Consider the following 21,534-nt stretch of genomic DNA (forward strand, 5'->3'; position numbering starts at 1 on the left):
GCACGGGCGCGGTGTTGCGCGGCGCAGCACGGCCGCAGGCGCGATTGACGCCCTTCGCGGGGCCATGATTCACTCCGGGCTCGGACAGGAGCCCGCATGGCCACCAGCTCAGCTCGCCGCAAGCCGCAGCGCGAACCGATGTCGCGCGTGGACACCGCCTGGTTGCGGATGGACCGGCCGACCAATCCCATGATGATCACCGGCGTGCTGATGTTCGACGAGCCGCTGACCCTGCCTGCGCTCAAGCAACTGGTGCGCAAGCGCTTCCTGGCCTTCCCGCGGTTCCTGCAAAAGCCGGTGGAGACCGCCACCGGCGCCTACTGGCAGCGCGACGACGATTTCGATCTGGACTGGCACGTGCGTCTGTCGGCCTTGCCCGGGCGCGGGCAGAAGAAGGCGCTGGAGCGCTTCGCCGGGCAGATGGCCTCCACGCCCTTGGACAAGACCAAGCCGCTGTGGCAGTTCCACCTGATCGAGCGCTACGAAGGCGGCTCGGCGCTGGTGGCGCGCATCCACCACAGCTACGCCGACGGCATCGCGCTGGTGCAGGTGCTGCTGTCGCTGACCGATACCCAGCGCACCCCTGAGCCGTCGGCGCAGCTCGGGCGCGCCTGGCTCAAGGACGACGGCAAGGAGGTGGTGCGCCGGGTCGGCGCGGTGGACCGCTACCTCAAGCTCGGCGGGCGCATGCTCGACAAGGGCCGGGCGATGGCGCAGGACCCGAACCTGCCGCAGATGCTGGCGCGCGAAGGCGGGCTGATCGGCCGCGAACTGGTCAATGCGCTGCTGCTGGCCGACGATCCGCCGACGCTGCTGCGCGGCCGCCTCGGCGTCAGCAAGCGCGTGGCCTGGGCCGAGCCGCTGGACCTGGACGAGGTCAAGGCGGTGGGCCGCGCCTGCGACTGCACGGTCAACGACGTGCTGATGGCGACCATGGCCGGCGCCCTGCGCGACTACATGCTCGAGCGCGGCGAACGCCTGGACGGGGTGACGCTGCGCGCCACCGTGCCGGTCAACCTGCGCCCGCTGGAGCACGCGCGCAAGCTCGGCAACCACTTCGGCCTGGTGTTCCTGGACCTGCCGGTGGGCGAGGCCAATCCGGTGCGGCGCCTGCAGTGCGTGGCCGAGTCGATGCAGCAGCTCAAGCAGTCGCGGCAGGCGATGGTGGTGTTCGGCCTGCTCGCGGCGGTGGGCATGGCGCCGGCGGCGCTGCAGTCGGCGGCGCTGGACCTGTTCAGCCGCAAGGCCACCACCGTGGCGACCAACGTGCCGGGGCCGCAGCAGCCGCTGTACCTGGCCGGCAGCCGCGTGCGCGAGATGATGTTCTGGGTGCCGCAGACCGGCTCGATCGGCGTCGGCGTGTCGATCATGAGCTACAACCACCGCGTGCACTTCGGCCTGATCGGCGATGCGCGGCTGATTCCCGATCCGGACGCGGTGATGCGCCGGGTCGGTGCCGAGTTCGAAAAGCTGCTGTACCTGGCGCTGATGGGCGATTGGGAGCAGCCGCTGCGCGCGGCCGACGCCGAAGACCTGCTGCCGTCTTCCTGAACCGGGCGCATCGCGCGCCGGGCTGCGTTCATCCGCGCCTCGCGTGGCCCTGTTTATGCTGCCGCCACGTCAAACCAGGTTCGGAGAGAACATGATGAAAACGACCACCCTTCGCGGCGTGTCCGTGGCCCTGGCCAGTGCGCTGGTGCTGTCCGCTTGCGCCACCGGCGGCTCCTACGTGCAGCGCGACCAGTACGGCAATCCTACCGAGCAGCAGAACCGCACCGGCCGCGGCGCGCTGATCGGCACCGCGGTCGGCGTGGCCGCCGGCCTGCTCAGCGGCAGCAGCGCCACCGAGCGCCGCCAGCACGCGATGATCGGCGCCGGCATCGGCGCGCTCAGCGGCGCGGCGATCGGCAACTACCAGGATCGGCAGGAACGCGCGCTGCGCGAGCGCACCGCCAACACCGGTATCGACGTGCGCCGCGACGGCGACAACATCACCCTCAATCTGCCCGACGGCATCACCTTCGACTTCAACCAGTCCACGCTCAAGCCGCAGTTCTATTCGGCGCTCAACGGCGTGGCCCAGACCCTGGGCGAATACAACCAGACCATGATCGAGGTGGTCGGCCACACCGACAGCATCGGCAGCGATGCGGTCAACCAGCGTCTGTCCGAACAGCGCGCGTCCTCGGTGGCCGCCTACCTGACCGCGCAGGGCGTGCAGCCCGAGCGCATCCAGACCCTGGGCGCGGGCAAGAAGTACCCGATCGCCGACAACAGCACCGAGGCCGGTCGCGCGCAGAACCGCCGCGTGGAGATCCGCGTGGTGCCGCTGCGCGCCTCGGCCGGCTGACCGATCCGCCGACCGCAACGACGAACGGGCCGCACTGCGGCCCGTTCGCGTTTCTGCGCTGCTGCTGCGACGCGTTGTGCGCGGCGCGGCTCAGACCAGTGCCGCGTCCTCTTCGTCCTCGGCTTCCGTCTCCAGCGGCGCCGCCGGCACCGGCGCCGGTGTGGCTGCGACGCGCGGCAGGCTGGCCAGCGACTGCGTGTTCATCGCCACGCCGCTGCACAGGGTGAACTCCGCGCCGTCCTCGGCCTGCTGCGTGGCCAGCTTGGCCGGGCACTGCGCCATCATGTAGCTGACGTCGAAGTTGAGCTTGTCGACCAGGAAGTCGACGAAGGCGCGCACCTTCGGCGAGAGCATGCGCCCGCCCGGGAACACCGCGTTGAAGTCCAGGTCCGGCCCGACCCAGCCGCCTAGCACGCGCCGCGCCTTGCCGGCCTCGATCAGCGGCTTGATCGTCGCGTCGCTGGCCAGCACCAGGCCTTCGCCGCAGACCAGGCCGCCGATCAGCGCCGCCGAATCGTTGGCCAGCAGGATCGGCTGGACCAGGAATTCGCCGCTCTGCTTGCCGTTGCGCAGCGGCCAGCACAGCCGGTTGCCGCCGCCGCGGCCGTTGCTCAGCGCCAGCGTGCGGTGGTGCTGCAGATCGTCCGGATGCAGCGGTTCGCCATGGCGCTCGATGTAATACGGGCTGGCGAAGACCTGGGTGCGGAAGGTGGCGAGCTTGCGCGCGACCATGGTCGAATCCGGCAGCGTGCCCATGTGCAGGGCCACGTCCACGCCTTCGGCGATCGGGTCGACCTTGTCGCTGGTCATGATCATCTCCAGGCGCACTTCCGGGTGCTGGCGGTGGAATTCGCCCAGGATCGGCGCCACCCAGGAGATGCCGGCCGAATAGGGCACGCTGAAGCGCAGCCAGCCGCGCGGGCCGGCCTGCAACTGGCCCACCGCGCTCTCGGCTTCCTCCAGTTCGCGGGCGATGCGCTGGCAATGCTCGTGGTAGACCGCTCCGGCCTCGGTCAGCCCGAGCCGGCGCGTGGTCCGGTGCAGCAGGCGCGCGCCCAGCCGCGCCTCCAGGTCCTGCACCTTGCGGCTGACGGTGGTCTTGGGCAGGCCGAGGGCATTGGCCGCGGCGATGAAGCTGCCTTGCTCGACCACCTTGACGAAGATCAGGGTGTCGTTCAGATCGTGGCTCATGGCGGTTCCTTGAGGTGGAGACGATTGGACCGATAGCGGGACGATTATTCCCCTTAATTCGGACTAATCAAGTGCGGCTTTGGCGCCTAATTTGTCCGCATTCGCCATCACCGACGGTCTTTGCCCATGTCGATGCGCACGCTGTTCCAGTTTTTCGCCTGCCCCGATCGCCAGCCGCGGCGCCGTTCCGCGCCGGTGGCGACGGCGCAATCCCTTTACCCGAGGGCGTTTCGCGAGTTCACGCCGCCGCCGCGGCGGCAGGGCGGCAGCAGCCTGCGCCTGGGCGCGTCCGGCACCGATCGGCTGGGACGCATCGCGATTGTCCCGTCGGCGGGAGGAAAAGTCCCGTGAGCGGGACGTTGGTCCCCGAGGTCCTGGTCCTCGGCGGCAGCGGCACGGTCGGGCAGGGCGTGGTCCAGGCGTTGCTGGAGGCGGGCAGCCCGGTGCTGGCAGTGGCGCGCGATCGCGCCCGCCTGGCCGCGCTGCGCGATCGCCACCGCGACGAACCCGGGCTGGACGTGCTGAGCGGTTCGGTCGGCACAGACGCTGCTGCCGCGGCCCTGGTCGCCGAGATCGCGCAGCGGCCGCGGCCGCTGGCCGCGGTGGTCGCCGCCCTGGGCAGTCCGCTGCGCCCCGGGCGCCTGCTGGAGCGGCCGCTGGGCGCGCTGCGCAAGCGCCTGGATGCCGACCTGCTGCCGCACCTGGCTGCCGCCCGGCATCTGCTGCCGCTGCTGGCGCAGCACGAGCGCGGCGCCCGCTACGTGCTGTTGGGCAGTCCCTGCGCGCTGCGTGCCTGGTCCGGGCATGGCGACAGTTCGGTGGCGGCGGCAGCGATCCGCATGCTTGCCCAGGTGCTGCACGAGGAAGCCAAGCCGCTGGGCGTGCACGTGCACCTGTTGTCGCTGTCCGCGCCGGTGTGCCGCAGCGACGACGCCATCGGCGACTGCCCGGAGTGGTTCACCACCCTCGGCGTCGGCCGCGCCGTGGTTCACCTGCTTGCCGATGCGCAGCGGCCGGACCGCGCCCTGGTCGAGATCGACCGCCGCCACTTTGCCCAGCCGCGCAGCGCCTTGCTCACCCCCTTGCCGTTTTCCTTCTCCACCCACGAGGTCTCTCCATGAATCCGATTCCGATGCCGTCGCGCCTGCTGCCGGGCGCCTTGCGCCCGCTGGCGGTGGCGCTGCTGGTCGCCACGCTCGCCGCCTGCGGAGGCAAGGCCAACGAACAGGGCGCGCCGCCGCCGCCGAGCGTGGGCGTGGCGCCCGCGCTGCAGAAGCAGATCAGTCAGTGGGACGAGTTCAGCGGCCGCGTCGAGGCCGTGGAGCACGTCGACCTGCGCCCGCGCGTGTCCGGCTACATCGACAAGGTCAACTACGTCGAAGGGCAGGAGGTGAAGAAGGGCGATGTGCTGTTCACCATCGACGCGCGCAGCTACCGCGCCGACCTGGCCCGCGCCGAGGCCGATCTGGCGCGCGCACGCACCCAGGCCAAGCTCAGCGCCAGCGAGGCCGCGCGCGCCAAGACCCTGTCCGAACAGCAGGCCATCTCCACCGAAAGCTGGGAACAGCGGCGCGCCGCGGCCGAGCAGGCACAGGCCGACGTGCTGGCCGCGCAGGCGGCGGTGGACAGCGCACGCTTGAACCTGGAATGGACCCAGGTGCGCGCGCCGATCGCCGGCCGCGCCGGCCGCGCGATGGTCACCGCCGGCAACCTGGTCAGCGCCGGCGACAGCGCCAGCGTGCTGACCACGCTGGTGTCGCTGGACAAGGTGCATGTGTACTTCGACGCCGACGAAGGCACCTTCCTGCGCTATGCGCAGATGGCGCGCGACGGCCAGCGCCCGAGCGAGCGCGACGGCAGCCTGCCGGTGCAGGTCGGCCTGGTCGGCGAGGACGGCTATCCGCATGCCGGCAAGGTCGATTTCCTCGACAACCAGCTGGTGCGCAGCACCGGCACCATCCACGTGCGCGCGTTGCTGGACAACGCCGATCGCCGCTTCACCCCCGGCCTGTTCGCGCGGGTGCGGCTGCTCGGCAGCGGTCGCTTCGACGCGGTGCTGATCGACGACCGCGCGGTGCTCACCGACCAGGACCGCAAGTACGTCTACGTGGTCGACAAGGACGGCAAGGCGCAGCGGCGCGACGTGCAGCTCGGCCGCAGCGCCGAGGGCCTGCGCATCGTGCAAAGCGGCCTGTCCGCCGGCGACAAGGTCATCGTCGACGGCGTGCAGAAGGTGTTCATGCCCGGCATGCCGGTGCAGGCCAAGCCGATCGCGCTGCAGACCAAGTCCCCGGCCGCACCGCGTCAGGCCGTCGCCCTCGACTGAGTCGCGGGCGCCGACGTAGCACCGGCCGAATAGTGCCGGCCTTACCCGTCGGGCCCGCCATGGCCCGGCGCCGCCACCGGCATGCCTGCGTCCGCGCCCGGCCCCCCGTTTCAACCGTTTCCAGGACCACCACCCATGGACTTTTCCAGATTCTTCATCGACCGGCCGATCTTCGCCGCCGTGCTGTCGATCGTCATCTTCGCCGCGGGCCTGATCGCCATCCCGCTGCTGCCCATCGGCGAATACCCGGACGTGGTGCCGCCTTCGGTGGTGGTGCGCACGGTGTATCCGGGCGCCAATCCCAAGGTCATCGCCGAGACCGTCGCCACGCCGCTGGAGGAAGCGATCAACGGCGTGGAGAACATGATGTACATCAAGTCGGTCGCCGGCTCCGACGGCGTGCTGCAGATGACCGTGACCTTCCGCCCGGGCACCGATCCGGACGATGCCGCGGTCAAGGTGCAGAACCGCGTGGCGCAGGCGCAGGCGCGCCTGCCCGAGGACGTGCGCCGGCAGGGCGTGACCACGCAGAAGCAGTCGCCGACCTTCCTGATGGTGGTGCACCTGACCTCGCCCAAGGGCAAGTACGACACCCTGTATCTGCGCAACTACGCGCGCCTGCACGTCAAGGACGCGCTGGCACGGATCCAGGGCGTGGGCGACGCGCAGGTGTTCGGCGGCGGCGACTACGCGATGCGCGCGTGGCTGGACCCGGAGCGGGTGGCCGCACGCGGGCTCACCGCCAGCGACGTGGTCGCGGCGATGCGCGAGCAGAACGTGCAGGTCTCCGCCGGCCAGCTCGGCGCCGAGCCGATGCCGGAGAGCAAGTTCCTGACCCTGATCAACGCGCAGGGCCGCCTGCGTACCGAACAGGAGTTCGGCGACATCGTGCTCAAGGTCGGCGCCGACGGCCAGACCGTGCGCCTGTCCGACGTCGCCCGCCTGCAGCTGGGCGCCGGCGACTACACCCTGCGCGCGCAGCTGGACGGCAAGAACGCGGTCGGCATCGGCATCTTCCAGGCGCCGGGCGCCAATGCGCTGCAGATCCGCGACCAGGTCATCGCCAAGATGGACGAGCTGACCAAGCAGTTCCCGGACGACGTGAAGTACGAAGCGGTGTACGACACCACCATCTTCGTGCGCGACTCGATCAGCGCGGTGGTCCACACCCTGCTGGAGGCGGTGCTGCTGGTGGTGCTGGTGGTGATCCTGTTCCTGCAGACCTGGCGCGCCTCGATCATTCCGCTGATCGCGGTGCCGGTGTCGGTGGTCGGCACCTTCGCCGCGCTGTACCTGCTGGGCTTCTCGATCAACACGCTGACCCTGTTCGGGCTGGTGCTGGCGATCGGCATCGTGGTCGACGATGCGATCGTGGTGGTGGAGAACGTGGAGCGCAACATCGAGGAGGGGCTGACCCCGTTGGCGGCCGCCCACCAGGCGATGCGCGAGGTGTCCGGCCCGATCATCGCGATCGCGCTGGTGCTGTGTGCGGTGTTCGTGCCGATGGCGTTCCTGTCCGGGGTCACCGGGCAGTTCTACAAGCAGTTCGCGGTGACCATCGCCATCTCCACGGTGATCTCGGCGATCAACTCGCTGACCCTGTCGCCGGCGCTGGCCGCGCGCCTGCTGCAAGGCCATGACGCGCCCAAGGACCGCCTGTCGCGCGGCATGGAGCGGCTGTTCGGCGGCTGGCTGTTCCGTCCGTTCAACCGCTTCTTCCACCGCAGTTCCGACCGCTACCAGGGTGCGGTGTCGCGCATCCTCGGCCGCCGCGGCGCGGTGTTCGCGGTGTACGTGGCGCTGCTGCTGGTCACCGGGCTGATGTTCAAGGCGGTGCCGGGCGGCTTCATCCCGACCCAGGACAAGATGTACCTGATCGCCGGCGTCAAGCTGCCAGAGGGCGCCTCGATCGAGCGCACCGACGCGATGTTGCGCAAGGTCGCCACCATCGCCATGCAGACAGATGGCGTGGCCCATGCGATCTCGTTCCCGGGCCTCAACGCGCTGCAGTTCACCAACACGCCCAACACCGGCGTGGTGTTCCTGCCGCTGAAGCCGTTCGCCGAGCGCCACCGCAGCGCGCTGGAAATCAATGCCGAGATCAACCAGCGCATCTCGCAACTGGGCGAGGGCATGTCGTTCGCCTTCATGCCGCCGCCGATCCTCGGCCTGGGCAACGGCAACGGCTACCAGTTGTTCATCGAGGACCGCGCCAACCTCGGCTACGGCGCGCTGCAGAACGCGGTCAGCACCATGCAGGGCGCGGTGGCGCAGACCCCGGGCATGAGCTTCCCGATCGGCACTTATCAGGCCAACGTGCCGCAGCTCGACGCCGAGGTCGACCGGGTCAAGGCCAAGGCCCAGGGCGTGGCCCTGACCGATCTGTTCGATACCTTGCAGACCTACCTGGGCTCGACCTACGTCAACGACTTCAACCAGTTCGGCCGCACCTGGCAGGTGATCGCCCAGGCCGATGCGCCGTTCCGCGAGAGCGTGGAGGACATCGCCCGGCTGCGCACCCGCAATGCCAACGGCGAAATGGTGCCGATCGGCTCGATGGTGACGATCAAGCAGGCCTACGGTCCGGACCCGGTGCTGCGCTACAACGGCTATCCGGCCGCCGACCTGGCCGGCGAAGCGGATGCGCGCTCGCTGTCCTCGGCCGAGGCGATGGCCAAGATCACCCAGATCGCCAAGCAGGTGCTGCCCAACGGCATGGAGATCGAGTGGACCGATCTGAGCTACCAGCAGGCGACTCAGGGCAATGCGGCGCTGGTGGTGTTCCCGCTGGCGGTGCTGCTGGCGTTCCTGGTGCTGGCGGCGCTGTACGAGAGCTGGACGCTGCCGCTGGCGGTGATCCTGATCGTGCCGATGACCCTGCTGTCGGCGTTGTTCGGGGTGTGGCTGAGCGGCGGCGACAACAACGTGTTCGTGCAGGTGGGTCTGGTGGTGCTGATGGGCCTGGCGTGCAAGAACGCGATCCTGATCGTCGAGTTCGCCCGCGAACTGGAACTGCAGGGCAAGGGCATCGTCGAATCGGCGCTGCAGGCCTGCCGCCTGCGCCTGCGCCCGATCGTGATGACCTCCATCGCCTTCATCGCCGGCACGGTGCCGCTGGTGTTCTCGCATGGCGCGGGCGCGGAAGTGCGCTCTGCCACCGGCATCACCGTGTTCGCCGGCATGCTGGGCGTGACCCTGTTCGGTCTGTTCCTCACTCCCGTGTTCTATGTCGCCCTGCGCAAGCTGGCCGGGCGGCCGCTGGTCTCGCATGCGCCGGCCCACGCCGACGCGCCTGCGCACGGCTGATCCTTTTCCCATCCTTCTCAGGAGTTTCGCAATGAACGCAGCACACAAGATCGCTTTGGTCACCGGCGCCACCCGCGGCATCGGCTTGCACACCGTGCGGCAGCTGGCCGAAGCCGGCGTGCACACCCTGCTGGCCGGGCGCGACGCGACCCGCGCCAGCGCCGCGGCCCTGGAACTGCAGGGCGAGGGCCTGCCGGTGGAGCCGCTGACCCTGGACGTCACCGACGCCGCCAGCATCGCCGCCGCAGTGGAGACGGTGCGCGCACGCCATGGGCGGCTGGACATCCTGGTCAACAACGCCGGCATCCTGCGCGACGACCCGCGCCTGAGCGTGTCGCAGCAGAGCCTGGAGACCTGGCGCGAGACCTTCGACACCAACCTGTTTGGCCTGATCGCGGTCACCCAGGGGTTCCTGCCGCTGCTGCGCGAGGCGCCGGCCGCGCGCATCGTCAACGTCTCCAGCGTGCTCGGTTCGCTCGCCCTGCACAGCCAGCCCGGGTCGCCGATCTACGACTTCAAGGTGCCGGCCTACAACGTGTCCAAGAGCGCGGTGAATGCCTGGACCATCCAGTTGGCCTATGAACTGCGCGAAACCCCGATCAAGGTCAACACCATCCACCCCGGCTACGTGAAGACCGACATGAACGCGGGCGAGGGCGAGCTGGAAGTGGCCGACGGCGCGCGCAGCAGCGTGATGATGGCGGTGCTCGACGCCGACGGCCCGACCGGCAGCTACACCCATGTCGGACAGGTGCTGCCATGGTGATCCGTCCCGTCTTCGGCGCACTGGCGCTGGCGCTGCTCAGCGCCTGCGCCAGCGTCGGCCCCGACTACCGCGCACCGGCGCAGCCGCCGGTCACCCTGCAGGGCGCCGCGTCGCCGGTGTTCGCGACCGACTCGCCGGTCGCATCCTGGTGGGCGCAGTTCGACGACCCGGTGCTGGAACAGCTGGTGCACGACGGCCTGGTCGCCAACCTGGACCTGCGCCTCGCCCTGGCGCGCGTGCACGAGGCGCGCGCGGTCTTCGCCGAGCAGCGCCTGGACCAGGTGCCGCATGTCACCGCCGGCGGCGACTACACCCGCGGCAAGGCCCCGGACGCGGACGCCGGCGGCGCGCGCGTGCTCACCGAAAGCTACCGGCTCGGCTTCGATGCCGGCTGGGAGCTGGACCTGTTCGGGCGCCAGCGCCGCGCCAGCGAAGCGGCGCGTGCGAACCTGGAAGCCGAACAGGCGGGCCTGGCCGACGCCCAGGTCACCGTGGCCGCGGAGGTGGCACGCAACTACTTCGCCCTGCGCGGCACGCAGAAGCGCATCGCGCTGGCGCGGACCACGCTGGACAACCTGCGCGACACCCAGCGGCTGACCGAGACCCGTTGGCGACTGGGCGCCGGCAGCGAACTGGACGTGCAGAGCAGCCGCGCGCGGCTGAAGGCGATCGAGGCCGACATCCCGCTGCTGGAAGTCGATGCCGCACAGGCGCGGCACCGGCTGGCGGTGCTGCTGGGCAAGCCGCCGGGCGCGCTCGATGCACTGCTGGCGCCGCAGCCGACCCCGGCCTATGCGCGGGCCTTGCCGCTGGGCGACACAACGCAGTTGCTGCGCCGGCGTCCGGACGTGCGCATCGCCGAACGCCGTCTGGCGGCGGCGACCGCGCGGGTCGGCGTGGCCACCGCCGACCTGTTCCCGCGGATCAGTCTGTCCGGTTTCGTCGGCTTCCTGTCCGGCGATGCCGGCGCCTTGCTGCACGGCCGCAGCAAGGCCTGGTCGCTGACCCCGTCGATCCAGTGGGCGGCGTTCGACCTGGGCAGTGTGCGCGCACGCCTGCGCGCGAGCGAAGCGCAGGCCGACGGCGCTGCAACCGACTACGAGAAAGCCGTGCTCGGCGCACTGGAGGACACCGAGAACGCCTTGACCGCCTATGCCCACGAACAAGCGCGGCTGGCGATCGTGGCCGAACAGACGCAGGCGGCGCAGCGTGCCGAGGCGTTGGCGCAGATCCGCTATCGCGAAGGCTCGGAGGATTTCCTGACCCTGCTCGATGCGCAGCGCACGCAACTGACCGCCGAGGCGGCCCTGGCCGACGCCGAAGCGGCGGTGAACATCGGCGTGGTGCGGGTGTACAAGGCGCTTGGTGGTTGGGGGCAGGACGCGGGCACGGAGGCCGGCAGCCGGGACGTCGCGACCACCGCGGTGGCGGCGTCCGCGGTGCAGGCGCGCTGAGCAGAGCGCTGCAGCTGCCGTGGTGCGGGCCGACCGTTCGCACCGCGGCGCCTGGTCGGCACCGCTCGTCATGTGCTCTCGCCGCCATCCGGCCGCGTCCCTGGTTTGTCTGCAGGAGCCGGCGTCAGCCGCGCCGGGCGTTCCCGCTGAAGCCCGGCGCGGCTGCATGACAGGCGACTCCCACAATGGCTTGCGGCGAGCCCTGCGGGTGCACTGTGGGAGGGACTTCAGCCCCGACGCATTGCGCCATCGGAACGCACACCACTTCGCCCGGCATCACAGTCGATGCCCACAGGATGCTTCCCGCCATCGGAGCGGCCCTGGTGACGGCGACCGGACCGAAGACCAGCCGGGCATGCGGCAGATCGCCGCGGGTGCTGGTCGTTCAGTCCTGCGCCACGTCCTCGGCGATCACATAACGGTCGCGACCGTTGTTCTTGGCCTGGTACAGCGCGGTGTCGGCGCGCGAGAACCAGTCGTGCCATTGCACCTCGTCGCACAGCATGGCTGCGCCCAGCGACACGGTGATGGTGCCGTTGGGGCCGCGCAGCGCGGAGCGGGTGGCATCGTGCAGGCGCCTGGCGAAGGCGGAGAGCTCGGTCGCGGACTGCAGCCGTGCCACCACCACGAACTCCTCGCCACCGAACCGGAACACCTCGTCCGGCGCACGTACCTGCGCGCGCAGCAGCGCGGCCAGCTCGGCCAGCACCCGGTCGCCCTCGGCATGGCCGTAGAGGTCGTTGACCTCCTTGAAGTGATCGATGTCGAGCACGATCAGCCCATGCCGGCGAGTCGCACGACGCGGATCGGCCACCCGTTGCGACAGGCTGCGCTCGAGCATGCGGCGGTTCGGCAGCCCGGTCAGCGAATCGTGCGACGCCAGTTGTTCCAGCTGCACGCGATCGCCTTCCACCCGCAACGCCAGCATGTAGCCCAGCCCGGTGATCAGCAACGACACCGATATCATCGAGAAGAAGTGCTCGGCACCCAGGGCGCTCGGGGTCACCACCAGCAGCACCGCGATCAGCGTGGCATTGCAGGCCAGCGCGACATGGCGCGTCACCACGAAGAAATTGCTCATCATCACCAGGTACAGCCACGGCACCGCGGCGTGGCGCAGTGCATGGCAGGCCAGGGCGCTGCCCAGCAACCAACTCAGCGACAGCAGCGGATCCATGCGGCCGTCGCCGCGGTGCAGCGCCAGCCAGGTGGCCAGCGCGGCCAGGCCGGCCAGCGCGGCGCCGGCCAGCGCGGTCCATGGCGCGCCGATCGCCATCTGATAGACCGCGAACAGCAGCAGCACCCCGGCCGTGGATGGACCGAGTGTCTTGATGATGCCGAGCCGGAAGTGCCGACGCAGGGTCAAACCGGCGCTCACGGGGCTGGGCTCCGGAGCGGCGCGCGGTCATTGCAGGCGGGCTGGCGAGGGCGGGCAACGAGCATGGCGACATCAGGCTGGCGAAGAGGCGTTGCGGTGGCAGAAGCAAGTTCCATGCCTGAGATTCTTTTGTGGTCGATATCCCGAAGCTGACCGCGACGCAGCGGGATTGCCGACACGCACGGCATCACGACGACGTCGCATTGGCGGAGGGATCGGCGTCGCGCCGATCAACCTGCGCTACGCGGCAAACGTTGTCTGGCGGCATGTAGGGCGGCGCTGATGCAAGGCCGCTCGCGCCTGATCCTCTCCCTGGGGGAGGTGGTGGCGCGCAGCGCCGGATGAGGGGACGGGCGACGCGGGAGCGCTAGCCGGCGAACCGTACTGTGGTCGCGTCGGAGCGGCGCTGTGTGCAGATGGACGCAGCGCGGACCTGACGGGCTATCTCAGCACCGCTACCGTCGCCAGCACGAAGGGATCGGCAGGATGCGCCTGCCAGGAGGCGCGTTACGCTGCGCTGCCGTCGATGGCCTTCAACCCCTTCTGGCTGAGCGCCAGATCGCCGTCCTCGCCCTGCGCCGCGTAGTCCTCGCGCACCGCCCAGGTCGCCTCGGCTTCGCTGACCGGGGTGGTGGCATGGATGTCCTGCAGGATGCGCAGTTGTTCCTGGGTCAATGGCATGGCGGATGTCCGAAGCGTGGAGGGCTCCTCACCGTACAGGCTGGTGGTGACGGGCATGTCTGTTCGTTACCGCAATGCGCAATCGCCCTCATCGCCGTAACGCGATCGTGGCGATCGCTGGATGGGTAAGGGGTTCTCGTCGCACGCCGTCGACGCCGCCGACATCATTTCGCAACGCCTCAAGGACGCCGACGTAACGGTCGCCCACGCATGATGCGCCTACCAGCTGTGCGGCCGGGGCGATGCCTGGGGCTGCTTCAAGGATGCAGGCATCCGCGGCTGGACCACTTTTCATCCAGCACCGGCAGGCCCAATGGCCTGCCGGTGCTTTTTTGAGTGCGAAACAATGCGTGAGTGCCGTCTGCGATGCGGCTAGCGCGACAACAGCTTGGTCTTCTGCGCCTGGAACTCGGCCTCGGTGAGCAGGCCTTTCTTCCGCAGGTCGTCCAGCTTGAGCAGCTCGGCGTACAGATCGGGCGGTGCGCTAGGTGCGGGCGTAGGCGTACCGGTCGTGGGGAGCGAGGGAACGCGCTCGTTCACCTCGATCTGCATGTCGGCCCGCGGCTGCAGTCCGACGGTTTCGTTCGATCCGTGCGGAACCAGGCGGAACTGATACTCGACATACGGCCACTGGCCTGGTCCGCCGGCATCCATCGATTCCATCGCCACTGGCACCGCCTGCATGTCCTTGGCGGCGGCAAAGGCGCTGGCGGCCAGAAGTGCCTTGCGCTTGGTGGTGGCTGCGCTGGCGAAGACGCCTGCGTGATTCTTGACCGTCACCATCCACACGCCTGGCGACACCTGCACGAACTCGGGTTCGCCAGCGTGCGCGGTACCGGCCAGCACCATCCACAGCATGGGCGCGAACAGCATGCGTTTCATGATCATCCCCGGTGAAGCGGTCGCGGTGCCTGTCGGCAAGACAGGTCGGTGGGCCTTTGCGACCAAGACTTCCGATCATGGCACGCGGCTGCGCCATGTGGCTGGCCAGCCTGGGCAAGCGCGGCGACATCCTGTTGGATACGACACGTGGTTGTGGCCACCATCAGGCACAAAAAAAGCCGGAAGCCTCGATGCGATCGGGATTCCAGCTTCGTTTGCACGTCCGTGGACGCTTGGATGGTGGAGGTGGGCGGAATCGAACCGCCGTCCGAAGGCACTCCATCCCCGGCACTACATGCTTAGCTCATCGTTGGATCTCGCCCCGGAACAGCACGATGTGCGAAGCGCATCCCGGGACCAGCCTGCTTGATTTAGCCAATGGCTGACAGGCAGCCACCACCGGCGATTCCGTGATAATGACCCTACGTCGCGAGCACGGACACAAGCGATTTCGGGGCTAGGCCTTAAGCGGCCAGTGCGTAGTTGTCGTCGTTGGCAACTATAAGTTTGCGGCTGGATTTACGAGGAAAGCTGCCCCCTCGGCATGCGCCAAGCGATTTTGCAACCCCCGTCGAAACCAGTGCACCCCCGGGGACAACGTCAAACGCTGACCTGCACAGTGTAGGGATCGGGGAGGGCAGTCACAAGTCTTGAGACAGGCCCCGCTTAAGCTGGCTTCACTGCGACGCCGGCCCTGTCACGCCGCCGTCCCCCAGGCATTCCCCCAGGCATGGAGCAGCGCAATGGCAAGCAGACAGCCGCGTGGCCGCAGCAGCGGGCGTACGCCCAAGGCACCCGTCACGTCCTCGACGTCCACCCCGGGCAAGGCGCCGGTCAAGGCGCAGGCGGGATCTGCCGCCAAGCCGACAGCAACAGCGCGCAAGACGCCAGCGGGTGGTACGCGGGCTGCCAAGGCGGCGAAGACGACGACGCCGACATCGGCAGCTTCATCCACGAAGGCACCTGCATCGGCAAGGCCGGCAGCACCGTCCAGATCCAACGCCGCGGCTCCCGGCGCCAGCAGGCCTGCCTCGGCGACGCGTGCCGCGACGCCGCCAGCGCGCACCGCGCTGCGGCCCAAGGCCACCGGCGAAGGCTCGCTGGCGCAGGGGCAGGCGCGCACCGTCGTCTACATCCATGGCATCGGCAACAAGCCACCGGCCGAGGTGTTGCGCTGCCAGTGGGATCGCGCGCTGTTCGGCCGCGCGATGGGCGAGCGCACGCGCATGGCCTACTGGGTCAATCGCGAACGCTATCCGTCGCCGGAGCCAGGCGATTGCCAGGATCAGGACCGCGGCCCGGTGTTGAACCAGGCTGAGCAGCGCGTGCTCAGCGCACTCGGCGTGGCCCCGCAACTGGCCGATCTGCGCCAGCTCGCCGACACCCTGGCCAGCAGCGACGCCGAGCGCGCGCGCTTGCACCAGGTGCTGGACGAGGTGGAGACGGCGGCGCCGCCATCGGCGGCGGGGACGGCCGAGGTGCATGCGCAGGGCGTGATCGACGTGTTCAACCGCGCACTGCTCAAGCTGATCTCCGCGGCGCTGCTGCAGGACGTGCACGATTTCTTCTTCGTGCCGACGCGACGCGAGCAGATGCGCGACAGCCTGCTGCAGCGCATCCGCGCCGGCGGCGGCCCATTCGTGATCGTCGCGCACAGCCAGGGGTCGCTGATCGCCTACGACGTGCTGCGCGAGCTGCAGCCGCAGGACTGCGAGGTGTCGCTGCTGCTCACGCTCGGCTCGCCGCTGGGGCTGCCGGTGGTGCGCAGCATGTTCAAGGAGTGGACCGGTACGCCGAAGCTGCCGTTCCCACCCTGCGTGGCGCGCTGGGTCAACGTCGCCGAGCGGCGCGACCCGGTGGCGCTGGACGACGATCTCAGCGACGACATCGCCGATGCCGGCGGGCGCTTCCACAACATCGCCGGGTCGAAGATCAACCCGGATTGGCAGCACAACCCGCATTCGGCCGCCGGCTATCTGTCCATCCCCGACGTGCGGGCCGAGGTGCGGCGTGCGGTGGGCGTGGGCTTCGATCAGCCGATCGCGCACCCGGTGTTGATCAAGGACCTGTCCGACCAGTTGGAAGCGCGTGCGCCGGACTATCGCCACGAGGTGCTGATCGAACTCGAGCGGTTGTCCGAGGCCGGCGATCCGGCGCAGCGCAAGCATGAGCTGATCGCCGCGTTGCGCGCGCTCACCGAGGCCTCCACCGGCCTGCACGGCGAGGCGCTGGATGCGCAGATCGAACTGGAGGACACGCTGCAGCGCTACGTCTCGGCGCGCTTGACCCGGTTCGAGATCGAGAGCCTGCGCGAGCGCTATCGCGACCTCAACCTCAAGCGCCTGTGGCGCGATGCGGGCAAGCGCGCGCTGATCTATCAGTCGCGCAGCACGATCCAGGTGGACGCGGCGCAGGTGGCCTACCGCGCGCTCGGCACCGGGATCGGCTGGGCGGTGCTGGACAGCGGCATCGCCGCGGCGCATCCGCATTTCCACACCGCCGGGCAGCCGCCAACCGTGCTCGCCCAATGGGACTGCACCCAGCGCGGGCGCCCGCGTGCGTTGCGCCCGGGCGAGGCCGGCTTCGATGCGCTCGACGGCAATGGCCATGGCACCCACGTGGCCGGCATCATCGCCGGGCAGTGCGAGGCGCCGCTGCCCGGTTTGCCGCCCACTGCGCCACTGCAGTTCGCCGGCATGGCGCCGCTGGCGCGGCTGTACGGGCTGAAGGTGCTGGACGACGACGGCAACGGCCGCGACTCGTGGATCATCAAGGGCGTGCAGCAGGTCGCCGAGCTCAATGAGCGCGCCGGCGAGCTGGTGGTGCACGGTGTCAACCTGAGCCTGGGTGGCTACTTCGACGCCGAGAGCTACGGCTGCGGCTTCACCCCGCTATGCAACGAGTTGCGCCGGCTGTGGCGGCAGGGCGTGGTGGTGGTGATCGCGGCCGGCAACGACGGTCTGGCCTGGCTGATGCAGGGCGATGGCGAGGCCTACCCGCTGAACCTGGACCTGAGCATCGGCGACCCGGCCAACCTGGAGGAATCGCTGGCGGTGGGTTCGGTGCACAAGAGCAGCCCGCACAGCTATGGCATTTCGTATTTCTCCTCGCGCGGCCCGACCGCCGATGGCCGCTACAAGCCGGATCTGGTCGCGCCGGGCGAAAAGATCCTGTCGGCGCACCACGGCTATGCGCTCGAGGATCCCGGTACCTGGATGGTGGAGATGAGCGGCACCAGCATGGCCGCGGCGCATGTGTCCGGGTTGATCGCCGCGTTTCTGTCGGTGCGCCGCGAGTTCATCGGTGCGCCGGATCGGGTCAAGCAACTGGTGCTGGCGCAGTGCTTGGACCTGCAGCGCGATCGCTACATGCAGGGCAGTGGGCTGCCGAGCCTGATGCGGATGCTTGGGGGGACGTGAGTGGGGCGGTGATGATCAGCCATTCGGCTGCTGAAGAGTCGGGGATTTGGGAGTGGGGATTCGCAACAGTGGCTCCCCGCGTCACGTAGGCGTTTCGTTAGTGCGGTCTCAGCCGCGAGGCGCTTGGGCTGGGATGATCAGCCATTCGGCTGCTGAAAAGCCGGGGATTCGGGATTTGGGATTCGCAAACGGCGGTTCCCTGGGGCAGCGCGGTCTCCCGTGTGGGAGCGGCTTCAGCAGCGACGCGGTGAGGCCGGGATTTGGGGGCAGGGATCGAGGGGCGAAACAGGTTCGGAGCGCGCATCGCCTTTCATGTCGGAATCTGCTTTCGCCGCAACGTGTGACTGCCGATGTTTCCGGATGAGGGCATGAAACGGGCTGCGCGTCTTCTGCGGCCGGTGCGACCGAATCACGTCGAGATTCCGACTTCACCGCGTCGCGGCTGAAGCCGCTCCCACAAGGGCATCCATGCACCGCGGTGCGCTCTTGCGGCTGCCGTGCCACGGTGTTGTGGCGTCGCACTTGCGGCTGAGCTTGTGGGAGTGGGAGCTGCGGTTGCGACTCCCCAATCCCCAATCCCGGCTTCACCGTGTCGCGGCTGAAGCCGCTCCCATGGGAAAGGCGAGGCGTGCAGGGCAGCTGGGGAGGGCAGGAGATCCGCTGTTGCGAATCCCCAATCCCGAATCCCAGGCTTTTCAGCAGCCGAATGGCTGATCATCCCCGCCCCTCAGGCATTCTTGTTGTGCCGGCGCATGATGCGCTGCTTGTCGCGGGCCCAGTCGCGGTCCTTGGCCGCGTTGCGCTTGTCGTGGTCCTGCTTGCCCTTGGCCAGCGCGATCTCGAGCTTGATCTTGTTCTTGCTCCAGTACATCGCGGTGGGTACGAGGGTGTAGCCGTCGCGTTCGACGCGGCCGATCAGCTTGTCGATCTCGTTCCGGTGCAGCAGCAGTTTGCGTGTGCGCCGGTCGTCGGCCACCACGTGGGTGGAGGCCTGGATCAACGGAGTGATCTGCGCGCCGAACAGGAACAGCTCGCCCTGGCGCACGAACGCATAGCTCTCGCCGATGTTGGCGCGGCCGGCGCGGATCGATTTCACCTCCCAGCCCTGCAGGGCCAGGCCCGCCTCGTAGCGGTCCTCCAGGTGGTATTCGTGGCGCGCGCGCTTGTTCAGGGCGATGGTCTTGTTGGCCGTCGCGCCGTTTGCTTTATCCTTGACGGGTTTCTTGCTCATCTTGCTATTGTCTCCGATTCGGGGCCTCCCGAACGTCTTGGTCCCACTTCCCGTCCCGAATGCCTATCATCCGCCGCAGCGCTCTGGTCGAACACGCCGCAACGCGCATGTTCGATCTGGTCAACGACGTCGCCGCCTATCCGCGCCGGTTCGCCTGGTGCGACGCGGCCCATATCCTCGAGCAGAACGACCGTGTCCTGGTGGCGCGGCTGGACCTGGGGCTGGGCTCGTTCCGCACTTGGTTCACCACCGAGAACAGCCTGCAGCGCCCGGATCGCATCGATATGCAGCTGCGCGACGGTCCGTTCAAGCGCCTGCAGGGGCAGTGGACCTTCCAGGGCTTCAACGACCATGCCAGCAAGGTCAGCCTGATGCTCGACTTCGAACCGGCCTCGCGCCTGCTGGGGCCGGCGCTGGCGCTGGGCTTCCAGAGCCTGGCCGACCGCATGGTCAACGACTTCGTGCGCGTGGCCGACCGGGAACAGGCCTAGCCGCCATGCAGGTCGAGGTGGTGCTGGCCTGGCCGGAGCGCTTCGTGTCGCAGCGGCTGGATCTGCCGGAAGGCGCGACCGTCGCCGATGCGCTGGCCGCCGCTGCCTTGCCCGAAGCGACGCCCGGCATGCCATGCGCGGTCTACGGCGAGGTCGCCGCACCGACGCGGCTGTTGCAGGATGGCGACCGGGTGGAACTGCTCAGGCCATTGCTGATCGACCCGAAGGACGCCAGGCGACGCCGCGCCAAGCCGCGCTGAGCGGCGGGGCGCGACGCGGCCGCAGGCTCATTCGCCGCGGCGCTGCTTCTTCTTGTCCTTGGCCAGGTTGCGGCCGAACTGACGCACACTGTTCTTGGCCAGCTCTTCGTCCTGATCCGGGAAGTAATCGCCTTCCCAGCGGGTGACCATGTCGTTGTCGAAGAACACGACGAAGTTCTTGATCTCGGTACGGCCAACGCGATCGACACGCTCGGTGGAGGTGTAGTCCCAGCGCTGCGCATGGAACGGATCCGGGATCGAGGGGCTGCCCAGCAGCGCGCTGACCTGCTGCTTGCTCTGTCCGACCTTCAGCTGTTCGACGGCCGACGGCTTGATCAGATTGCCCTGGTAGATGGGCTGCTTGTAAATGATGCCGCAGCCAGCGGTGGACAGGGCAACAGCGGCGACCAGCAGGAGATTGCGCATCGGGGACAGGGCTGAATGAAATCACGTCGATGATACACTCCCGGCGACCGCCGCGACCCATTCCCAGGCAGCTGGCGATAAACCAGCTATGAACGGAGACGCCATGGAATCCCACGATCTGCGCAAAGTCGGCCTGAAGGTCACGCACCCCCGGATGCGCATCCTCGAGCTGCTGGAGCAGAAGTCGGCGCGGCACCACATGACCGCCGAGGAGATCTATCGGCAGTTGCTGGACCACGGCGACGAGATCGGTCTGGCCACCGTGTACCGGGTGCTGACGCAGTTCGAGGCGGCCGGGCTGGTGCTCAAGCACAACTTCGAGGGCGGCCAGGCGGTGTATGAGCTGGACCGCGGCGGCCACCACGACCACATGGTGGACGTGGACACTGGCAAGATCATCGAGTTCGAAAGCGCGGAGATCGAGGAATTGCAGCGCAAGATCGCCGCCGATCACGGCTACGAACTGGAAGAGCATTCCCTGGTGCTGTACGTGCGCAGCAAGCGGCCGAGCGGCAAGAAGGGCTGAGTTCTGCGGCCGGCTCGGCCTTACCGGCCTGTGTCCCCCTCGGCGCAAGCGCGCTAGGGCTTCGCCACGTACCCTCACCCCAACCCCTCTCCCGGTGGGAGGGGGGCTAGTGCTTCTCCCTTCTCCCCTCGGGAGAAGGTGCCCCGCAGGGGCGGATGAGGGTGCGGGTGTCGCCGCGTGGATCACGTCAGCGGGTCGCTCCGCGCCGGACCCTCACCCCAACCCCTCTCCCGGTGGGAGAGGGGCTAGTGCTTCTCCCTTCTCCCCTCGGGAGAAGGTGCCCCGCAGGGGCGGATGAGGGTACGGGTGTTGCCGCGTGGATCACGTCAGCGGGTCGCTCCGCGCCGGACCCTCACCCCAACCCCTCTCCCGGTGGGAGAGGGGCTAAGGCGTCTCCCTTCTCCCGTCGGGAGAAGGTGCCCCGCAGGGGCGGATGAGGGTGCGGGTGTCGCCGCGTGGATCACGTCGGCGGGTCGCTCCGCGCCGAACCCTCACCCCAACCCCTCTCCCGGTGGGAGAGGGGCTAAGGCGTCTCCCTTCTCCCGTCGGGAGAAGGTGCCCCGCAGGGGCGGATGAGGGTGCGGGTGTCGCCGCGTGGATCACGTCGGCGGGTCGCTCCGCGCCGGACCCTCACCCCAACCCCTCTCCCGGTGGGAGAGGGGCTAAGGATTCTCCCTTCTCCCATCGGGAGAAGGTGCCCCGCAGGGGCGGATGAGGGTGCGGGGGGCGCCGCGTGGATTACGTCAGCGGGTGGCTCTGCGCCTAACCCTCACTCCAACCCCTCTCCCGGTGGGAGAGGGGCCTTTGATGCTTTCAGTGACCTGTGGCGCCTGGGCGGGGCTGCACT

Annotated in this window: 19 protein-coding genes and 1 other RNA gene; 12 read left to right on the forward strand and 8 right to left on the reverse strand. The window is 68.9% G+C overall.

Going from position 1 to position 21,534, the window contains the following annotated elements; all coding sequences use genetic code 11:
- The first annotated feature begins 96 nt into the window (after positions 1–96).
- Complete coding sequence (locus RAB70_RS12165) at positions 97–1,551, forward strand: wax ester/triacylglycerol synthase family O-acyltransferase (RefSeq protein ID WP_017909015.1); 1,455 nt, start codon at positions 97–99, stop codon at positions 1,549–1,551.
- Between the two features lie 94 nt (positions 1,552–1,645).
- Positions 1,646–2,350, forward strand: coding sequence for an OmpA family protein (locus RAB70_RS12170; protein WP_026143200.1), 705 nt, complete (start codon positions 1,646–1,648; stop codon positions 2,348–2,350).
- A 90-nt stretch (positions 2,351–2,440) separates the two neighbouring features.
- Here the strand turns inward: RAB70_RS12170 and RAB70_RS12175 are convergent, their stop codons facing one another.
- On the reverse strand, positions 2,441–3,541 hold the full coding sequence (locus tag RAB70_RS12175) for a LysR family transcriptional regulator (RefSeq protein ID WP_017909013.1): 1,101 nt from the start codon (positions 3,539–3,541) through the stop codon (positions 2,441–2,443).
- Between the two features lie 126 nt (positions 3,542–3,667).
- Between RAB70_RS12175 and RAB70_RS12180 the strand changes: the two genes are divergently transcribed.
- The 6 genes from RAB70_RS12180 to RAB70_RS12205 all read left to right on the forward strand — a co-directional run bounded on the left by RAB70_RS12180 (position 3,668) and on the right by RAB70_RS12205 (position 11,393).
- Positions 3,668–3,892 (forward strand): hypothetical protein, encoded by a 225-nt coding sequence (locus RAB70_RS12180; RefSeq protein ID WP_148828123.1) that lies wholly within the window; start codon positions 3,668–3,670, stop codon positions 3,890–3,892.
- Positions 3,889–4,662, forward strand: coding sequence for an SDR family oxidoreductase (locus RAB70_RS12185; RefSeq protein ID WP_148828122.1), 774 nt, complete (start codon positions 3,889–3,891; stop codon positions 4,660–4,662). Before RAB70_RS12180 ends, RAB70_RS12185 begins: the two co-directional genes overlap by 4 nt.
- Positions 4,663–4,673: 11 nt before the next feature.
- Positions 4,674–5,867, forward strand: a complete 1,194-nt coding sequence (locus RAB70_RS12190) for an efflux RND transporter periplasmic adaptor subunit (protein ID WP_408068876.1) — start codon at positions 4,674–4,676, stop codon at positions 5,865–5,867.
- Between the two features lie 135 nt (positions 5,868–6,002).
- A complete protein-coding gene (locus RAB70_RS12195; RefSeq protein WP_148828121.1) occupies positions 6,003–9,173 on the forward strand; it encodes an efflux RND transporter permease subunit in 3,171 nt (1,056 codons plus the stop codon).
- 31 nt (positions 9,174–9,204) lie between these two features.
- Positions 9,205–9,939 carry an SDR family oxidoreductase gene (locus tag RAB70_RS12200; RefSeq protein ID WP_148828120.1) on the forward strand — a complete coding sequence of 245 codons (735 nt, stop codon included), beginning with the start codon at positions 9,205–9,207 and terminating at the stop codon, positions 9,937–9,939.
- Positions 9,933–11,393 carry an efflux transporter outer membrane subunit gene (locus RAB70_RS12205; RefSeq protein WP_148828119.1) on the forward strand — a complete coding sequence of 487 codons (1,461 nt, stop codon included), beginning with the start codon at positions 9,933–9,935 and terminating at the stop codon, positions 11,391–11,393. The genes RAB70_RS12200 and RAB70_RS12205 overlap by 7 nt, the downstream gene beginning before the upstream one ends.
- Positions 11,394–11,778: 385 nt before the next feature.
- Here the strand turns inward: RAB70_RS12205 and RAB70_RS12210 are convergent, their stop codons facing one another.
- The 5 genes from RAB70_RS12210 to RAB70_RS12230 all read right to left on the reverse strand — a co-directional run bounded on the left by RAB70_RS12210 (position 11,779) and on the right by RAB70_RS12230 (position 15,457).
- On the reverse strand, positions 11,779–12,771 hold the full coding sequence (locus RAB70_RS12210; RefSeq protein ID WP_148828118.1) for a GGDEF domain-containing protein: 993 nt from the start codon (positions 12,769–12,771) through the stop codon (positions 11,779–11,781).
- Between the two features lie 507 nt (positions 12,772–13,278).
- Positions 13,279–13,509: a hypothetical protein gene (locus RAB70_RS12215; protein WP_265531667.1), complete on the reverse strand. Its 231-nt coding sequence runs from the start codon at positions 13,507–13,509 to the stop codon at positions 13,279–13,281.
- A 315-nt stretch (positions 13,510–13,824) separates the two neighbouring features.
- Positions 13,825–14,334 (reverse strand): SHOCT domain-containing protein, encoded by a 510-nt coding sequence (locus RAB70_RS12220; protein WP_211352197.1) that lies wholly within the window; start codon positions 14,332–14,334, stop codon positions 13,825–13,827.
- A gap of 238 nt (positions 14,335–14,572) precedes the next feature.
- Positions 14,573–14,924, reverse strand: a transfer-messenger RNA (tmRNA) gene (gene ssrA / locus RAB70_RS12225).
- A 107-nt stretch (positions 14,925–15,031) separates the two neighbouring features.
- Positions 15,032–15,457, reverse strand: coding sequence for a hypothetical protein (locus tag RAB70_RS12230; protein ID WP_148828117.1), 426 nt, complete (start codon positions 15,455–15,457; stop codon positions 15,032–15,034).
- Between the two features lie 46 nt (positions 15,458–15,503).
- Between RAB70_RS12230 and RAB70_RS12235 the strand changes: the two genes are divergently transcribed.
- Positions 15,504–17,753, forward strand: a complete 2,250-nt coding sequence (locus tag RAB70_RS12235) for a S8 family peptidase (RefSeq protein WP_148828132.1) — start codon at positions 15,504–15,506, stop codon at positions 17,751–17,753.
- A gap of 727 nt (positions 17,754–18,480) precedes the next feature.
- Here the strand turns inward: RAB70_RS12235 and smpB are convergent.
- Entirely contained in the window at positions 18,481–18,984 is a 504-nt protein-coding gene (smpB, locus tag RAB70_RS12240; protein ID WP_017908548.1) for an SsrA-binding protein SmpB, read from the reverse strand.
- Positions 18,985–19,043: 59 nt separating this feature from the next.
- On the opposite strand from smpB, the gene RAB70_RS12245 reads away from it, so the two are divergent.
- Positions 19,044–19,475: a type II toxin-antitoxin system RatA family toxin gene (locus tag RAB70_RS12245; RefSeq protein ID WP_148828116.1), complete on the forward strand. Its 432-nt coding sequence runs from the start codon at positions 19,044–19,046 to the stop codon at positions 19,473–19,475.
- A 5-nt stretch (positions 19,476–19,480) separates the two neighbouring features.
- Positions 19,481–19,735, forward strand: a complete 255-nt coding sequence (locus RAB70_RS12250; RefSeq protein WP_148828115.1) for an RnfH family protein — start codon at positions 19,481–19,483, stop codon at positions 19,733–19,735.
- A 27-nt stretch (positions 19,736–19,762) separates the two neighbouring features.
- Here the strand turns inward: RAB70_RS12250 and RAB70_RS12255 are convergent, their stop codons facing one another.
- Positions 19,763–20,161: an outer membrane protein assembly factor BamE gene (locus tag RAB70_RS12255; protein WP_017908545.1), complete on the reverse strand. Its 399-nt coding sequence runs from the start codon at positions 20,159–20,161 to the stop codon at positions 19,763–19,765.
- A gap of 103 nt (positions 20,162–20,264) precedes the next feature.
- Between RAB70_RS12255 and fur the strand changes: the two genes are divergently transcribed.
- Entirely contained in the window at positions 20,265–20,687 is a 423-nt protein-coding gene (gene fur / locus RAB70_RS12260) for a ferric iron uptake transcriptional regulator (protein ID WP_026143876.1), read from the forward strand.
- Positions 20,688–21,534 lie beyond the last annotated feature (847 nt).

It is taken from the genome of Xanthomonas sontii (assembly GCF_040529055.1).
Taxonomy (GTDB): domain Bacteria; phylum Pseudomonadota; class Gammaproteobacteria; order Xanthomonadales; family Xanthomonadaceae; genus Xanthomonas_A; species Xanthomonas_A sontii.

What these genes read in the sequence shown, in the direction of transcription:
- RAB70_RS12165 (WP_017909015.1), top strand. Translation starts at nt 97, where the DNA reads ATGGCCACCAGCTCAGCTCGCCGCAAGCCGCAGCGCGAACCGATGTCG.
- RAB70_RS12170 (WP_026143200.1), top strand. Translation starts at nt 1,646, where the DNA reads ATGAAAACGACCACCCTTCGCGGCGTGTCCGTGGCCCTGGCCAGTGCG.
- RAB70_RS12175 (WP_017909013.1), bottom strand. Translation starts at nt 3,541, where the DNA reads ATGAGCCACGATCTGAACGACACCCTGATCTTCGTCAAGGTGGTCGAG.
- RAB70_RS12180 (WP_148828123.1), top strand. Translation starts at nt 3,668, where the DNA reads ATGTCGATGCGCACGCTGTTCCAGTTTTTCGCCTGCCCCGATCGCCAG.
- RAB70_RS12190 (WP_408068876.1), top strand. Translation starts at nt 4,674, where the DNA reads ATGCCGTCGCGCCTGCTGCCGGGCGCCTTGCGCCCGCTGGCGGTGGCG.
- RAB70_RS12195 (WP_148828121.1), top strand. Translation starts at nt 6,003, where the DNA reads ATGGACTTTTCCAGATTCTTCATCGACCGGCCGATCTTCGCCGCCGTG.
- RAB70_RS12200 (WP_148828120.1), top strand. Translation starts at nt 9,205, where the DNA reads ATGAACGCAGCACACAAGATCGCTTTGGTCACCGGCGCCACCCGCGGC.
- RAB70_RS12205 (WP_148828119.1), top strand. Translation starts at nt 9,933, where the DNA reads ATGGTGATCCGTCCCGTCTTCGGCGCACTGGCGCTGGCGCTGCTCAGC.
- RAB70_RS12215 (WP_265531667.1), bottom strand. Translation starts at nt 13,509, where the DNA reads ATGCCCGTCACCACCAGCCTGTACGGTGAGGAGCCCTCCACGCTTCGG.
- RAB70_RS12220 (WP_211352197.1), bottom strand. Translation starts at nt 14,334, where the DNA reads ATGAAACGCATGCTGTTCGCGCCCATGCTGTGGATGGTGCTGGCCGGT.
- smpB (WP_017908548.1), bottom strand. Translation starts at nt 18,984, where the DNA reads ATGAGCAAGAAACCCGTCAAGGATAAAGCAAACGGCGCGACGGCCAAC.
- RAB70_RS12245 (WP_148828116.1), top strand. Translation starts at nt 19,044, where the DNA reads ATGCCTATCATCCGCCGCAGCGCTCTGGTCGAACACGCCGCAACGCGC.
- RAB70_RS12250 (WP_148828115.1), top strand. Translation starts at nt 19,481, where the DNA reads ATGCAGGTCGAGGTGGTGCTGGCCTGGCCGGAGCGCTTCGTGTCGCAG.
- RAB70_RS12255 (WP_017908545.1), bottom strand. Translation starts at nt 20,161, where the DNA reads ATGCGCAATCTCCTGCTGGTCGCCGCTGTTGCCCTGTCCACCGCTGGC.
- fur (WP_026143876.1), top strand. Translation starts at nt 20,265, where the DNA reads ATGGAATCCCACGATCTGCGCAAAGTCGGCCTGAAGGTCACGCACCCC.